This window comes from Martelella sp. AMO21009, from assembly GCF_053484295.1.
In genome coordinates, this window is sequence record NZ_JBAKFR010000003.1 from 289,461 (window position 1) to 304,246 (window position 14,786).

At 64.0% G+C, this 14,786-nt stretch carries 15 protein-coding genes; 8 read left to right on the top strand and 7 right to left on the bottom strand.

Annotation, left to right across the window (positions count from 1 at the left end; all coding sequences use genetic code 11):
- Nucleotides 1–2 precede the first annotated feature (2 nt).
- Nucleotides 3–1,064 (top strand): DUF2332 domain-containing protein, encoded by a 1,062-nt coding sequence (locus V6766_RS05585; RefSeq protein WP_448464410.1) that lies wholly within the window; start codon nucleotides 3–5, stop codon nucleotides 1,062–1,064.
- Here V6766_RS05585 and V6766_RS05590 read toward each other — a convergent pair.
- The 5 genes from V6766_RS05590 to V6766_RS05610 are packed head-to-tail and all read right to left on the bottom strand — an operon-like array spanning nucleotide 1,058 to nucleotide 6,958.
- The gene (locus V6766_RS05590; protein WP_448464412.1) at nucleotides 1,058–1,612 is read right to left on the bottom strand and encodes a sarcosine oxidase subunit gamma; all 555 of its coding nucleotides are present in this window, start codon (nucleotides 1,610–1,612) and stop codon (nucleotides 1,058–1,060) included. The genes V6766_RS05585 and V6766_RS05590 overlap by 7 nt on opposite strands.
- Nucleotides 1,605–4,556 carry a sarcosine oxidase subunit alpha gene (locus tag V6766_RS05595; protein WP_448464414.1) on the bottom strand — a complete coding sequence of 984 codons (2,952 nt, stop codon included), beginning with the start codon at nucleotides 4,554–4,556 and terminating at the stop codon, nucleotides 1,605–1,607. The genes V6766_RS05590 and V6766_RS05595 overlap by 8 nt, the downstream gene beginning before the upstream one ends.
- Nucleotides 4,553–4,858, bottom strand: coding sequence for a sarcosine oxidase subunit delta (locus tag V6766_RS05600; RefSeq protein ID WP_448464416.1), 306 nt, complete (start codon nucleotides 4,856–4,858; stop codon nucleotides 4,553–4,555). Before V6766_RS05600 ends, V6766_RS05595 begins: the two co-directional genes overlap by 4 nt.
- Nucleotides 4,859–5,695, bottom strand: a complete 837-nt coding sequence (locus tag V6766_RS05605) for an alpha/beta fold hydrolase (RefSeq protein ID WP_448464418.1) — start codon at nucleotides 5,693–5,695, stop codon at nucleotides 4,859–4,861.
- Between the two features lie 9 nt (nucleotides 5,696–5,704).
- Nucleotides 5,705–6,958: a sarcosine oxidase subunit beta family protein gene (locus V6766_RS05610; protein ID WP_448464420.1), complete on the bottom strand. Its 1,254-nt coding sequence runs from the start codon at nucleotides 6,956–6,958 to the stop codon at nucleotides 5,705–5,707.
- Between the two features lie 349 nt (nucleotides 6,959–7,307).
- On the opposite strand from V6766_RS05610, the gene rpsU reads away from it, so the two are divergent.
- Nucleotides 7,308–7,520 carry a 30S ribosomal protein S21 gene (rpsU, locus tag V6766_RS05615; RefSeq protein WP_026173590.1) on the top strand — a complete coding sequence of 71 codons (213 nt, stop codon included), beginning with the start codon at nucleotides 7,308–7,310 and terminating at the stop codon, nucleotides 7,518–7,520.
- A gap of 176 nt (nucleotides 7,521–7,696) precedes the next feature.
- Nucleotides 7,697–8,572, top strand: coding sequence for a tetratricopeptide repeat protein (locus V6766_RS05620; RefSeq protein WP_448464422.1), 876 nt, complete (start codon nucleotides 7,697–7,699; stop codon nucleotides 8,570–8,572).
- Nucleotides 8,573–8,587: 15 nt separating this feature from the next.
- Here the strand turns inward: V6766_RS05620 and V6766_RS05625 are convergent, their stop codons facing one another.
- The gene (locus V6766_RS05625; protein WP_448464424.1) at nucleotides 8,588–10,117 is read right to left on the bottom strand and encodes a TonB family protein; all 1,530 of its coding nucleotides are present in this window, start codon (nucleotides 10,115–10,117) and stop codon (nucleotides 8,588–8,590) included.
- Nucleotides 10,118–10,155: 38 nt separating this feature from the next.
- Complete coding sequence (locus tag V6766_RS05630) at nucleotides 10,156–10,599, bottom strand: hypothetical protein (protein ID WP_448464426.1); 444 nt, start codon at nucleotides 10,597–10,599, stop codon at nucleotides 10,156–10,158.
- A 175-nt stretch (nucleotides 10,600–10,774) separates the two neighbouring features.
- Between V6766_RS05630 and hemP the strand changes: the two genes are divergently transcribed.
- Genes hemP through V6766_RS05655 form a run of 5 tightly spaced genes read left to right on the top strand, consistent with a single transcriptional unit; the run spans nucleotide 10,775 to nucleotide 14,779 of the window.
- The gene (gene hemP / locus V6766_RS05635) at nucleotides 10,775–10,948 is read left to right on the top strand and encodes a hemin uptake protein HemP (protein WP_448427494.1); all 174 of its coding nucleotides are present in this window, start codon (nucleotides 10,775–10,777) and stop codon (nucleotides 10,946–10,948) included.
- A gap of 2 nt (nucleotides 10,949–10,950) precedes the next feature.
- Nucleotides 10,951–12,021 carry a hemin-degrading factor gene (locus V6766_RS05640; protein ID WP_448464428.1) on the top strand — a complete coding sequence of 357 codons (1,071 nt, stop codon included), beginning with the start codon at nucleotides 10,951–10,953 and terminating at the stop codon, nucleotides 12,019–12,021.
- 8 nt (nucleotides 12,022–12,029) lie between these two features.
- The gene (locus V6766_RS05645; RefSeq protein ID WP_448464430.1) at nucleotides 12,030–12,902 is read left to right on the top strand and encodes a heme/hemin ABC transporter substrate-binding protein; all 873 of its coding nucleotides are present in this window, start codon (nucleotides 12,030–12,032) and stop codon (nucleotides 12,900–12,902) included.
- Nucleotides 12,903–12,908: 6 nt separating this feature from the next.
- Complete coding sequence (locus V6766_RS05650; protein ID WP_448464432.1) at nucleotides 12,909–13,994, top strand: FecCD family ABC transporter permease; 1,086 nt, start codon at nucleotides 12,909–12,911, stop codon at nucleotides 13,992–13,994.
- 2 nt (nucleotides 13,995–13,996) lie between these two features.
- Nucleotides 13,997–14,779: a heme ABC transporter ATP-binding protein gene (locus V6766_RS05655; RefSeq protein ID WP_448464434.1), complete on the top strand. Its 783-nt coding sequence runs from the start codon at nucleotides 13,997–13,999 to the stop codon at nucleotides 14,777–14,779.
- Nucleotides 14,780–14,786: the final 7 nt, after the last annotated feature.

A 14,786-nucleotide genomic window follows, 5' to 3' on the forward strand; every position in this document is an offset into this window, starting at 1 on the left:
CGATGACCGCCTCCCTGGCAATTGTTGCGGGATTTGAAAGCCAGGCCGATGCCTGCAATGAGCTTGGTTCGCCCTTTACCGCAAGGCTCTGCAGACTGGCGGCGGAGCGGCTATCAGGCACAGATGGCCCGGTCCCGTCGCTGATCACGACATGGCCGCAAGATCGCGTTGGCCCGGATGCGCTGGCGCTGCGCTTCTGCGGCGCACTGCATGCATTAAAGCGACGCGGCTATGATCCGCTTGTCGCCGTCTATCCGCCGGCAAAGATATCGGATGACGCGCTCTGGCAAGCCGTGGCAGAGGCGATGGCGGAAGAGGCGGCATTTATCACGCAGCGGATGCAGTCGGCCCCGCAAACCAATGAAGTTCGCCGCTCGGCCGCCCTGTTTCCGGCCTTTGCGCTGATCGCCGCCCGCTTTCCCGGCAAGGACCTTGTGCTGTCCGAAATCGGCGCCTCGGCCGGTCTGAACCTGATGTGGGACCGCTATGCCTACCGTCTGGGAGGCCGGCATTTTGCGCCAGCCACCGGCGAGGCGCCGTTCGAAATCGCGCCTGACTGGACCGGACCACTGCCGCCGGAGGCGACAATCGCCGTCGGCGAACGCGCCGGCTGCGACCTAAACCCGCTCGACGCTTCAGACAGCGATGATTGCGAGCGGTTGCTCTCCTACATCTGGGCCGATCAGGCCGACCGGCTGGAGCGCACCGAACAGGCCTTGGCGCTCGCCCGCGCGACCGGCGTCACTGTCGAAAAAGCCGACGCCGTGGAGTGGCTTGGCGACAGACTTGCTGCCTCCCGCCAGGGCGAGGTGCACATCGTCTACCACACCATCGCCTGGCAATATCTGCCGTTTGCGGCGCGCGCCGAGGGCGAACGCCTGCTGGCCGAGGCGGGCGCGCGTGCAGACGACAACGCTCCGCTCTGCCACATTGCGATGGAAGCCGACGAAGAAAGGCCCGGCGCGGGATTAACGCTCACCGTCTGGCCGGGCGGCGAAACGCTGAAACTCGGGCGCGCTGATTTTCATGGTCGATGGATCGACTGGCGCGGCCCGGATCAATAGGCTGCGTCCTTCGCCCCCTGATCCAACAGCCCGAAGACATAAGGCGCGAACGAGCGCCAGCATTCGACGCGGAAGGTATGCTCCTCCTTGCGGTAGAGGATGATCTCCGCCTTGCCGAGCACCGTGCGCGCGACCTTGCCGACCGGGAAGCTTTCGAGCCTCAGGTCGAGCGGGCAGGCCGCGTTCAGCGTTGCGGGAGCGCCCGGCCCGTCGACCATGATCGCGATGTTGCGGTGGGAGACATCGACCGCCGAATAGGGCCCTGCCGCCGGGCCGAGGCGGCCGGCGAGGTCATCCTCGTATTCATCGATCACCAGCCACTCGTCGGGCCCGAGCCAGAAGGCGTAGCGCCCCTCCCCGCCCGAGGAGGTCAGCGGCTTCACCGGCAGGTCGAGTTCCAGCATGCCGTTGAGGCCGGGGATGGCGTCCTCGCCGGCCCTCAGCGACAGCCGGGTGGCAGGCCGCGCCACCACCAGCCGGGCAAGGCCCGAGCCGCCATAGGCGCCGGCAAGCGGCAGGTCGCGTTCGGCGCTAATTTGCTCAGCCATTGATGCGCGCTCCTTCGGTATCATAGAAAACGGTGTCGACCACCTCGACGGCGATGGTGCGCTCCGGCATCGGCACGTAAAGCGTCTGGCCCTTCAGCGTGTGGCCGTTCTTGACCACGGCCATGGCGATGCCGCTCTGCAGCGCCTCCGACCAGTAGGCCGAGGTGACATGACCGAGCATCGGCACCGGCTTTGCCGCATTCGGGTCGGCCACCACATGCGCGCCTTCCTCCAGCACCAGCCGGGGGTTGTTCTTGACCATCAGGCCGACGAGCTGCTTGCGGCCCTCGGCAACGAGATCGGGGCGTTTGAGGCCGCGCATGCCGACGAAATCCGGCTTCTTCTTCGAGACTGCCCAGCCCATGCCGACATCATAGGGCGTCACCGTGCCGTCGGTGTCCTGACCGACGACGATATAGCCCTTTTCGGCGCGCAGCACATGCATGGTCTCGGTGCCATAGGCGCAGGCCCCGAAGGTCTCCGCGCGCGCGAACACCGCCTTCCAGACCGCCAGCCCGTAATCGGCGGGGACATTGATCTCGTAGCCGAGCTCGCCGGTGAACGACACCCGGAACAGCCGCGCCGGAACGCCGCAGACCGTGCATTCGGCAAGGCTCATATGTGGAAAAGCCTCGTTGGAAATATCCACGCCCTCGACAAAGGGCGCGATGATCTCGCGCGCCTTCGGCCCCTGCACCGCGATCACCGCCCATTGTTCGGTGGTCGACGTCAGCCAGACCTTCAGATGCGGAAACTCGGTCTGGAGATAATCCTCCATCAGGTTCAACACGCGCGGCGCACCGCCCGTCGTGGTGGTCACATGGAAGCGGTCCTGCGCCAGCCTGCCGACGACGCCGTCGTCGTAGATATAGCCGTCCTCGCGCAGCATCAGCCCGTAGCGGCACTTGCCGGGCTTCAACGTCGACCAGGCGTTGGAATACATAAGGTTCATGAACGCCTCGGCATCGGGGCCGACGACCTCGATCTTGCCGAGCGTGGAGGCGTCGAACACGCCCGCTGATTCGCGCACGGTGCGGCATTCGCGGTTGACCGCGTCATGCTTGGTCTCGCCCGCGCGCGGGAAATACCAGGCGCGCGTCCAGTTGCCGACATCCTCGAACGGCGCGCCCTGCGCTTCCGCCCACGCATTGATCGGCGTCTTGCGCGCCGGATCGAACAGCGCGTCGCGCGAATGGTTGATCAGCGTGCCAAAGGTGACCGGCGTGAACGGCTGGCGGAAGGTGGTGAGCCCCACCTGCGGGATCGGCCGGTCCAGCATTTCGGCGGCGATCGCCAGCCCGTGCATGTTGGAAAGCTTGCCCTGGTCCGACGCCATGCCGTTGGTGGTGAAGCGCTTGATATGCTCGATCGAGGCCATGCCCTCATGCACGGCCTGACGGATATCCTTGGCACAGACATCGTGCTGATAATCGATGAACGCCTTGGCGTAGGGGTCGGTGTCGTCATTTTCGCCCAGCATGCCGCCGGTCCAGACATGTTCGGTCGCAGCCGCGATTTCGGCGAAACCGCCGCCTGCCGCCGCGGCCTCCGCGACCAGATCGGCCACGGCATCCGTGCCATTGCAGGTGCCGACCGAGACGGCGTTCTGGGCATAGACGCTCGGCAGAAAGCGTTCGTTTTCGGCATCAAAGGCAAGCTTGCCGCGCGATTGGGAGAACAGATGCACGGACGGCGTCCAGCCGGCAGAGGTGATCAATGCGTCGATATCGTAGTCGCGGGGCTTGCCGCCGCCCTTGACCCGCATCGACTTGACCCTGAGCCGGCCCTTCGTGCCGACCACCCTGTGGCCGGTATGGAGCGTGATCCCGAGCGCCTTCGCCTCCTCGGCGAGGCCCGGTCCGGGCTCGGAGCGGCTATCGATGATGGCAACCACCTTCACGCCCGCGCGGGCGAGATCAAAGGCCGCCTCATAGGCCGAATCATGGGCGCAGTAGACCCCGATCTTGGAGCCGACGGCGACACCGTAATGATTGAGATAGCTGCGCGCGGCAGAGGCCAGCATGATGCCCGGACGGTCATTGTCGGGAAACACCATCGGGCGCTCGATCGCGCCGGTGGCCAGCACCACCTTTTCCGCCCGCACCTGCCAGAGCCGCTCGCGCGGACCTTCCGCCTTCGCATTTGGCAGATGGTCGGTCAGCCGCTCGCACAGGCCGAGGAAATTGTGGTTGTAGTATCCGAATGCCGTGGTGCGCGGCAGGTAGCGGACATTGTCCATGGCCGAAAGTTCCGCTGCCGTTTCGACCGCCCAGTCATAGCCGGGCTTGCCGCCGACAGTGGTGCCGCTCTCATATTGCAGCGCGCCGCCCGGCTCCGGCTTCTCGTCGCAGATGATGACGTCTCTGCCGGCCCGCGCGGCCGAAAGCGCGGCCGTCAGGCCTGCAAGCCCCGCGCCGACCACCAGCATGTCGCAATGGACATAGCGGCTGGCATAGCTGTCCGGGTCCTCTTCCGTCGGCGCCACGCCGAGGCCGGCGGCCTTGCGGATCGCGGGCTCATAGAGCTTGTGCCATGCGCTGAACGGCCACATGAAGGTCTTGTAGTAGAAGCCTGCGATCAGCATCGGCGAGACGATGTCGTTGATCGCCCCGACATCGAAGGAAAGCGACGGCCAGCGGTTCTGCGAGCCAGCCTTCATGCCGTCGAACACCTCCTGCACAGGCCCACGCACATTGGGCTGCCGTCGGGCGCTGTCGCGGGCGATATCGAACAGCGCGTTCGGTTCCTCGGAACCCGCCGTCAGAAAGCCGCGCGGACGGTGATATTTGTAGGAGCGGCCGACCAGGTGAACGCCGTGGGCCAGCAGCGCCGAGGCCAGCGTATCGCCCTCCAGCGCCGTATAGGTCTTGCCGTCGAAAGTGAAGCGCACGGTTTTCGCGGGCGTCAGCCGGCCCTTGTCGGCAATCCGGAATGCGCCGCTCATTGGCCGTCTCCCATGCCGAGTTCGGCCGGATCGGGCTTCGGCTCGCCGGTCTTGTAGGTTTTCAGGAAGCGATCAGAAACGGTGTCGCGGGCGGCGTTGAAGAACCGGCCGCAGCCGTGGGAATGACGCCAGCGCTCGAAATGCAGCCCCTTGGGATTGGTGCGCATGAAGAAATAATTGGCGAAATCCGCGTCGGAGAGTTCGGCCATGTTTTCAGGCCGCGCGATATGCGCCTCGCCCGCGCCGGAAAACTCCAGCTCGCTGCGCGCTTCCTCGCAATAGGGACAGTAAATCAGCAACATTCAGTTTCCCTCCAGTTCGGGCAAGGCGTCGGGAATAGAGATAATCAGGTCGATGAGGTCGCGCGGCGCTTCCAGTTGCGGCAGGTGGCCTGCGCCTGCAAGCGGATGAAGCGGCACGCCGATCCGGCCCGCCAGAAGATGGCCGCGCTCGATCGGGATCCACGGATCGCGCTCGCCCCAGAGGATGGTGACCGGGCAGGCGATCTCCTTCAGCTTCTCGGCGAATTCATCGGTGAAGGCGTCGTCGGCCTGGGCGAACTGGCGGTAGAAGCTCTGGTGTCCCTCGGGCGTAAGCCACGGGCTGACCAGTTCGCGCAGGTCGCTGGCATCGATCTCGTTGACCAGCGCACCCTTGATATAGGCTTCCACGATCGCCGCATGAATGTGCGACGGCAGCGGCTGGAAGGCATCAACGTGACGGCCGACATGGTCAAAGAATTCGGAGCCCCATGGGCTCAGCGCGACGACATTCATCAGCGTCAGGCTTGAATAGGGAACATCGTGGAGCAGATGCGCGCGCAGCGTCACCGCGCCGCCGAAATCATGGGCCAGCACATGCGGCGCGTCGAGCATCCAATAGTCGACCATCTCCTTGAACACCCGGCCCTGGACATCGAGCCCCGTCGCCTGTCCGGCATTCTTGGCGGAGCGGCCGAAGCCCGGCATGTCGTACCAGTAGACCGTATAGGCATGCGACAGCGTCAGCAGGATGCGGTGCCAGGAAAACGACGACCACGGCCAGCCATGGGCAAGCACCAGCGGCGGCCCCTTGCCGGCGCTGCCCCAGGCCACCATGCCGGCGCTGGTTTCGCATTTCCTGTTGACGTTCCAGAGCATGGCGGCCCCTCAGTGCGCGACGGCGGCGGCAGCCGCTTCGTCGATCAGCCGGCCGGTATTGTAGCGCTCGAGCGTGAGGCCAGCGGCGAGCTTATGCGGCTCGCCCTTGGCGATGAGATGCGCGAACAAATGCGCCGAACCCGGCGTTGCCTTGAAGCCGCCCGTGCCCCAGCCGCAATTGACGAACAGGTTCGGCACCGGCGTCACGCTCTGGATCGGCGAGCGGTCCGGCGTGTTATCGGTAATGCCGCCCCACTGGCGCATCATCTTGACCCGGCGGAAGATCGGAAACAGCTCGCAGATGGCGTCGAGCGTATGGGTGATGATCTGCAACCCGCCGGTCTGGGAATAGGAATTATACTGGTCGGTGCCCGCACCGATCACAAGTTCGCCCTTGTCGGACTGGGAGATATAGGCGTGGACCGAATTCGACATCACCACGCAGGGGAAGATCGGCTTCAGCGGTTCCGAAACCAGCGCCTGCAGCGGCTGGCTTTCGAGCGGCAGGCGGACATCCGCCATCGCCATCACCACCGAATTGTGGCCCGAGGCGGAGACGCCGATCTTCTTCGCGCCGATGAAGCCGCGATTGGTGTCCACCCCCGTCACCGCGCCGTCCGCGCCCCTTCGGATCGCCTTGACCTCGCAGTTCTGTATGATGTGGACGCCGCGATCGGACGCCGCGCGGCCATAGCCCCAGACCACGGCATCGTGACGAGCGGTACCCGCGCGGCGCTGCAGGGCGGCGCCATTGACCGGGTAGCGTGCGGAGGCCGAAATATCGAGCGGCGGGCAGTAGTCCTTCGCCTGAACCGGCGTCAGCCATTCATTGTCGATGCCGTAGAGCCGGTTGGCGTGGACATGGCGCTTGAACGACTGGCGGTCATGTTCATTATGCGACAGCATCATCACGCCGCGCGGCGAGAACATGACGTTGTAGTTCAGATCGAGCGACAGGCCTTCCCACATCTTGAGCGAATGCTCGTAGATATCCATGCTCTCGTCATAGAGATAATTGGAGCGCACGATCGTGGTGTTGCGTCCGGTATTGCCGCCGCCGACCCAGCCCTTTTCGATCACCGCGATATTGGTGATGCCGTGTTCCTTGGCGAGGTAATAGGCCGCGCCCATACCATGGCCGCCGCCGCCGATGATGATGACGTCATACTCGCTTTTCGGCTCCGGCGAGGTCCAGTGCTTCTCCCAGCCCTTGTGATGGCGCGTGGCCTCGCGCGCGAGAGCAAAAACGGAATATTTGCGCATTTGTGGGCTCCATCGGGGTTCGGCGGCGTCGTTGCGACTATACCAATCGCAAATCGAAATACGAGGCAACGTCCTTTTTGCGACGCTTTTTCGATCCGCCTTCGACATCGCGATTTCCGTGGCGTCGTCTTTCAAAAAGGATTGCCTTTGGCGGCGAATCCTGTCAATCGAAACCCGGATTTTTCGCTCTGCCAGCCCTTGTCTTACCGTAAGGGCTGGACTTATCGGCCGCGATCTGTTAATCGCGACGCCAGATATGGGCGGATTGTACCGCCTTAAGACCAATCAATGCCTGAACGTGCAAGTATTTGCCAGGCTCAGACACCAACGACCAAGGAACGGGATACACGTGCAAGTACTTGTCCGCGACAACAATGTTGACCAGGCCCTCCGCGCTCTGAAGAAGAAAATGCAGCGCGAAGGCATCTTCCGCGAAATGAAGATGCGCGACCATTACGAAAAGCCCTCGCAGAAGCGTGCGCGCGAAAAGGCGGAAGCCATCCGCCGCGTTCGCAAGCTGGCTCGCAAGCGCGCCGTTCGCGAAGGTCTGGTTTCTCGCTGATTGTCGCTTTTTCAGCACATTAATGCGTTCTTAGGGCGGGAGCACATGTTCCCGCCTTTTTATTTGGCAGAATTTTAACCTCGATCATGTAGATTGTGGGGACGCCCTTTTCAAAACCGGAAGGGGAACAAAAGCTTCCCGCCGGCTGTTGTCGCAAAAGGCATGCAATTATGGGGATGGATATGACGAAGATCACCAGCGCGCTTTCGGGCGGCTCGTTCACGGCAGGCAAGCTGCGATTTGCCCGGTATATCGTGTTGGCAGGCACGGTAGGCCTGCTAGCCGGTTGCCAGACCGGCCAGGTCATGAACCAGAACGTGCTCGCCATCGATGCCGCCCAGGGATCCGAGCAGAACATCGCCTCGCTTTCGAACGTGATCGCATCCAACCCCAACGATCCCGGCGCCTACAATGTGCGCGGCGCCGCCTATGGGCGTGCCGGCGACGACCGCAAGGCGATCGAGGATTTCAACCAGGCGATCGCGCTCAATCCGAATTATTACCAGGCCTATGCCAACCGCGCGCTGATCGAGCGTAGCATGGGGCGTCAAATGGACGCGCTGAACGATTACAATCGCGCGATCCAGATCAACAGCAATTACGACGTTGCCTATATCGGCCGCGGCAATCTCTACCGCGAATCGGGCCAGTTCGACGACGCGTTCAACGATTACACCCGCGCGATCCAGCTTAACACCACCGATCCGCGCGCCTATCATAGTCGCGGCCTGATCTACCAGAAGCGCGGCCAGCAGGAGCTGGCAATCGCCGACTTCTCCAAGGCGATCTCGCTGTCGCCGAAATCGCCGCAGCCCTATAATGGCCGCGGCGTCTCCTATCTGGCGCTGAACGACGACCAGAATGCCCGCGCCGATTTCGACAAGGCGCTGGCGCTCGATCAATCGGTCGCCGAAAGCTGGGCCAATATCGGCCTTGTGCTTGAGCGCCAGGGCGATTTCACCAAGGCGGCCTCCTACTACCAGAAGGCCAAGCAGCTCGACCCCAATTACCAGCCGGCCATCCAGGGCCTTCAGCGTACCATCGGATCGTAAGACGGTATCCTTGCCTCAGCGGCCGAGATTGAGCTGAATCGGCAGGGAGAAATTGTGGCTTGCGCCGCGATAGCTCGCCGGGAACGCGCCGAAGGGACCGGCGGCGCGGGCGCGCTGCAACACGATCGCATCGACCTGGCCGTTGCCCGATGATCTTGCCAGCGACAGTCCGGCAATGGCGCCGGAGCGGTTCAGCCTCACATTGACGACGACCGTCGACTGCAGCCTTCCGACGCCGCGATAATAGCGTTCCGAAGCCACGGAGCGGCGCAGCTTGGCCCTGAGCCTGCCGGCATAATTGGCCATCTCCGCCTCGCCGTTTCCGCTGTTGCCGGCCCGCGCTTGCGCCGCCTGGCTCGCGCCGGTGTTGGCCGTGCCCGAAGCGACACCCTTGCGCGCATCCCGATTCGATTGACCGGAGGAACCGGCCGAAGACCGCCTCACCACCTGCCGCTGTTCAACGGGCTTCGGTTTGGCGCGCTCCTCCGCCTTGCGGGTGGCCACCTGATCCTCGGGCAATGGCTCTGTCTTCCATGGCGAGGGCGCGGGAACGGGCGCATCGATATCGTAGGCCAGCTCCGGATCGTCCTCCTGCGCCTTGATCGTTTCGACCGGCTCGGTCTGCGCCGTCAGCGGCTCGGCCGTTTCGGCCGGCGGGTTGACCGGCGTCTCCTGCGGCGGCAGCGCTTCGGCGACGACGGGCGCGGATGCCGGGATTTCAGCGGGTGACACGGCCTGTTCGACAACCGGCGGCGCGGGCGGAACCGTCGAGGGCGCAAGCGCCGTGGTTGGCGCTGCGGCGAGAACCGCCGGGACACTCGGTGGGGCGACAACCGGTTCGGCAGTGACCGGCGCTGCGGTTTCGGTCTGCGGCGGTGTCAGCGTCTCGACGGGCGTCGGCGCGGCCTGTTCAACGGGGGCGGGTGGCTGCGGCACAAGCGGCTCGGCCGCGGTGGTCTCCAGCGGCTCGGCCTCGACGGCGGTCGCGGTTTCCACCGGCACCGGTTCGGCCTCGACCATGGTCGGCTCCGCGCCGCTTGCGGCGGCATCCACATCGCCGTTCCCGACCATGATCACGCTGACGACGGTGCTGCCTTCTTCCATGGGAGCTTCCGGCAGGACGCGGGCAACATGGAGCGCGAACGCGAAGGCGGCGGAATGGATCAGCAGCGACACCAGCGTTGCAGCGGAAAGGCGCTTGCCCGCCCGCACCGTGCCCCTGTCGAGAAACCCTGCCTGAGGAACAACGCCGAGCTCGGCATCCTCCAGTGGCAGTTCTTCGGCAGCGGTCTCTTCGTCCCTTTCGGCGGACTCCACTTTCCGGGCGGAACTGGCCGCGCTTGCCGCCGCCTTCAGTTCGAACACCACCTTATCAAGGTCGACGTCCGACGCAGGCGCGATGCCGATTTCGGGGGCGATTTCGGGTGCCGCCGCGCCAAACGGGCTGTCCTCTCGCACGACAGCATCATCAAGCGCGTCATCGTCAAGACGCTCGCGCGTGCCGCCCGGCAAGCCCATCGCAAACATGGCCTGGTCATTCATCATCGGGAGCTAGTGTCCACTCAATTATGCGCTGGCCGGTCTCAACCGTCGAAGGGAATACCCGCCTTCGAACCGGTTTCGAGCGCGCCCATGCAATCCACGCCCTCGGCATCGCAGACCTTGATGTCATTCAACAGCAGCCCGCCGAGCGCGTCACAGCTTTCGCCGGGCAATTCGAACTGGCGCACGCGCTTCTTTCCGGCCGGAAGGGTCAGGAAATCGAGCATGGTCAGCCGGTCGACGACGCCTTCGCTGTCGAACAGCGCGACTTCGGCCTGAAGGCTTTCGATCGTCTCGGGCAGATCGTTTTCCACCAGGAATGTCAGCTTGCAGCCATTGTCGGTGGTTTCGAGCGTGTTCAGCGAAATCGAAAGTCCGGTCGGTTCGGCCGGTTCGCTCGCCGGCGCTTCACCGGCCGCTTCCTGCGCCAGGACCGGCTGCGACAGGGCGAAAACGAGGGCGGTTGCGCAAATCGATAATCTCATCGTCAGGAATCTCCGGAATTTGAAAAGGCCCTCAGGGGCACATCGCGATCGGCCACAATCCTATCCCTCAACAGGCAAAACGTCTATTGCGTGGATAGACAAAGGTGATTAATAGAGTCAACTTATAAAACATGATTTTCAGAATCAAGTATATACGGATGCAGGCAGCTTACCAATGAATCACGACAAGGAACCAGCAAAGACCGGCACGAAAGCCGGAACGCGCGGCTTGCCGGTTCTGGAAAGCGAGTCGCTCTTTCAGGGGCGGAACGAAATCGTCATCCGCCATCAGGGCGCCGAGTACCGCATGAAGATCACCCGCCAAGGCAAACTCATTCTGAACAAGTAGGCATGAGAGACATGACTGAGACGACACCAGAACAGATTCGTGAATTCCGCAGCCAGAACCCGAAAATGCGCGAGCGCGATATCGCAGCCCGACTTGGTATCAGCGAAGCGGCGCTTGTGGCGGCCGAGGTCGGCCTGACCGCAACCCGGATCGCGCCGGAGCCGTCCCACCTTCTCGACCACGCCGAAAGCTTCGGGGAAATCATGGCGCTGTCGCGCAATGAAAGCGCAGTGCACGAGAAGATCGGCGTCTTCGAGAATATCAAGAACGGCAAGAAGGCCGCGATCGTTCTTGGCGAAAACATCGACCTCAGGATTTTCCCCAGCCGCTGGATCCACGCCTTCGCGGTGACCAAGACGGATGCCGACGGCACGGAAAAACTGAGCCTGCAATATTTCGACATGACCGGTACTGCGGTGTTCAAGCTGCACCTGCGGCCCGCCTCCAATGTCGAGGCTTATCGCGATTTCGTCGAGAAATACCGGCTGGAGGACCAGAGCCAGACCGTTCTGACCGAGGCCTTCGCGCCGCATGACGCCGACCACGCCCGCGATGCCAATGCCGTCGATGTCGAGCTCCTGCGCGACCGCTGGACGGCGCTGACCGACACCCACCAGTTCTTCGGCATGCTGAACGATCTGAAGGTCCACCGCCAGACCGCGATCGCGACCGTTGGCGATGACTATGCCTACCGCCTTGCCGATGACGCCGTCGCGACCATGTTCCACGCGGCGGCCGAGACGCCGGACCTGCCGCTGATGGTGTTCGTCGCCAATAACGGCATCGTGCAGATCCATTCCGGTCCGGTTTCCAACATCATCGAGATGGGTCCCTGGATCAACGTAATGGACCCGACCTTCCACCTGCATCTGCGCCGCGACCAGATCGCCGAGACCTGGCTGGTGCGCAAGCCCACCAGCGATGGCCATGTGACTTCGGTCGAAGCCTTCAATGCGGATGGCGAGCTAATCATCCAGTTCTTCGGCAAACGGCTAGAGGGCTATGCCGAACGCCCGGTATGGCGTTCTCTTGCCGAAGGCCTGCCGCGCCACGCGGAAACCGCAGCAGCGTGAGGATACCGATGACAGGACATTTTCTGACCCGGCCGCTGGCCGCCCTCCTGCTTCTCGCCGGCACAACATCCGCCGGCGCAACAGAGCCGCTTGCCGATCCCTCGCGCCTCGTCACCATCGGCGGCTCGATAACGGAGATCGTCTATGCGCTGGGCGCCGGCGACCAGATCGTCGGTCGCGACACCACCAGCACCTATCCGCCCGAAGCCGCCGCCAAGCCCGATATCGGCTATATGCGGCAGTTATCGCCGGAAGGCGTGCTGTCAATCGACCCCAGCGCCATCATCGCCATCGAGGGCGCAGGACCGCCGCAAACGCTGGATGTGCTGAAACAGGCGGAGGTCGAAATGGCGGTGGTGCCGGAGGATTACAGCCGCGACGGTATCCTCGAGAAGGTCGAGATGGTGGGCGCGCTGATCGGCAAAGAGGCCGAGGCGGAAGCGCTGGCGACCGATATCAAGGCCAGCCTCGATCCGCTTCTGGCGGCAAATGAGGCACGGCCCGAAGAAGAGCGCAAGAGCGCGCTGTTCATCCTCAGCCTGAATGGCGGCAAGGTGATGGCTTCGGGCACCGGCACGGCCGCCAACGGCATGATCGAGGCTGCCGGCCTCGACAACGCCGTCGGCGACTTTCCGGGCTACAAGGCGCTTTCCGACGAGGCGATCATCAAGGCCGCGCCGGATGTCATCATCCTGATGGACGAGAGCGCCGGCAGCCGCGCGCCGACCAATGACGATATCACCGCCAACCCGGCCCTGTCGCTGACGCCGGCCGGCGAGGCCATGGCGATCTACCGGATCGATCCGGTCGGCATGCTGAATTTCGGCCCGCGCTTTGCTGAAAACCTCTCAGCGCTGACTGCGGAAATCTACGGAGACTAGGCGGCCATGACGGTGATCGAAGCCTTGTCGGGCGCGCGCTGGCGCGATAGCGGAGATCGATCGGACCTGGCGGTCGTGATGATCGCGGCGCTCGTTGTCGCCTCCGGGCTGGCGATTCTGATCTCGGTCGCCAACGGGGCCTCGGATGCCTCGCTCTTCGATGTAGCGAAAGCAATCGTCACAGGCGACAGCGCAGCGCTCGCGGCGCGTGACCGGATCATCATCTTCGACATCCGCCTGCCACGCGCGATCATGGGCTTTCTGGTGGGCGCATCGCTTGCCGTCTGCGGCGCGGCGATGCAGGGCCTGTTCCGCAATCCGCTGGCAGACCCCGGTTTGGTCGGGGTTTCCGCCGGCGCGGGGCTTGGCGCGGTGATCATGATCGTGCTCGGCGGCACCATCGCCGCGCCCATCTATGGCTTGCTCGGCTTCTACGCCCTGCCTGTCGCCGCCTTCCTCGGCGGGCTTGTCACCACGCTGCTGCTCTACCGGATTTCCACCAGCCAAGGCCAGACATCGGTCGCGACCATGCTGCTTGCCGGCATCGCGCTTTCGGCGCTTGCGGGCGCGGCCACCGGCTTTCTCGTCTATCTCGCAAACGACCAGCAATTGCGCGACCTTACCTTCTGGTCGATGGGTTCGCTCGCCGGCGCGACATGGATGAAGGTCGGCGCAATCGCCCCCATCATGCTGGCGGCCTTCGCCGTGCTTCCGTTCATGGCCAAGGGGCTGAACGCGATCACGCTCGGCGAGGCGACCGCCTATCATATCGGTATCCCGGTGCAGCGGCTGAAGAACATCACCATCATCGCCGTTGCCGCCGCCACCGGCGCGGGCGTCGCGGTCTCGGGCGGGATCGGCTTCGTCGGCATCGTCGTGCCGCATCTCTTGCGGCTCGTCATCGGCCCAGACCACCGCTATCTTCTGCCGGCCTCGGCACTACTTGGCGGCGCGCTGCTGGTGCTCGCCGACCTCTTCGCCCGCACGGTCGTCGCACCGGCCGAACTGCCGATCGGCATCATTACGGCGATCGCCGGCGGGCCGTTCTTCCTGTGGATCCTCCTCAAAAACCGCTCGCGGCTCAATTTGTAATCATGATCGAAATCCGGAATATGTGCGTTACGCTTTCAGGCCGTCCGGTGCTGAAGGATATCGCGCTGCAAGCCGTTCCCGGCGCGCTTACCGCGATCTGCGGCCCGAACGGCTGCGGCAAGACCACAACGCTGAAGGCGATCGCTGGCGACCTTGCGCCCGATGAGGGCGTGGTTGAAATCAACGGCGAAGCGGTGGCGGGGCTTGCACCCTGGCGGCTGGCACAGATGCGCGGCGTGTTGCCGCAATCCTCCACCCTCGCCTTTCCCTTCACCGTCGCCGAGGTGCTGCGCATGGGGCTTTCGGGCCGCGCCCACCGCGCCGACGATCGCGCGACCATGGCGAAGGCGCTCGGCGCCGTCGACCTTCACGGCTTCGAAGGTCGCTTTTATCAGGAACTCTCAGGCGGCGAGCAGCAGCGCGTCCAGCTTGCCCGGGTGCTGTGCCAGATCGAGGCCCCGGTCGCCCATGGCAAGCCGCGCTGGCTGCTTCTGGACGAGCCGGTCGCAAGCCTCGATATCCTGCACCAGCTTGCGATCATGCGGCTGGCGCGCGAGTTCTGCCGCGCCGGCGGCGGCGTGATCGCGATCATGCACGACCTCAACCTGACGGCGCTGTTTGCCGATCACGTGGTGCTGATGCGCGAGGGTCGGGTGATCGCGGCGGGCAGCCCGAAGGACACCATCACCGACGACAATCTCCACGCCGTGTTCGCCACAAGGCTTTCCGTCAGCCAGAAACCGAAAGACGATACGCCGTTCGTGCTGCCGCACAGCGCGGTCTGAAGCCGCC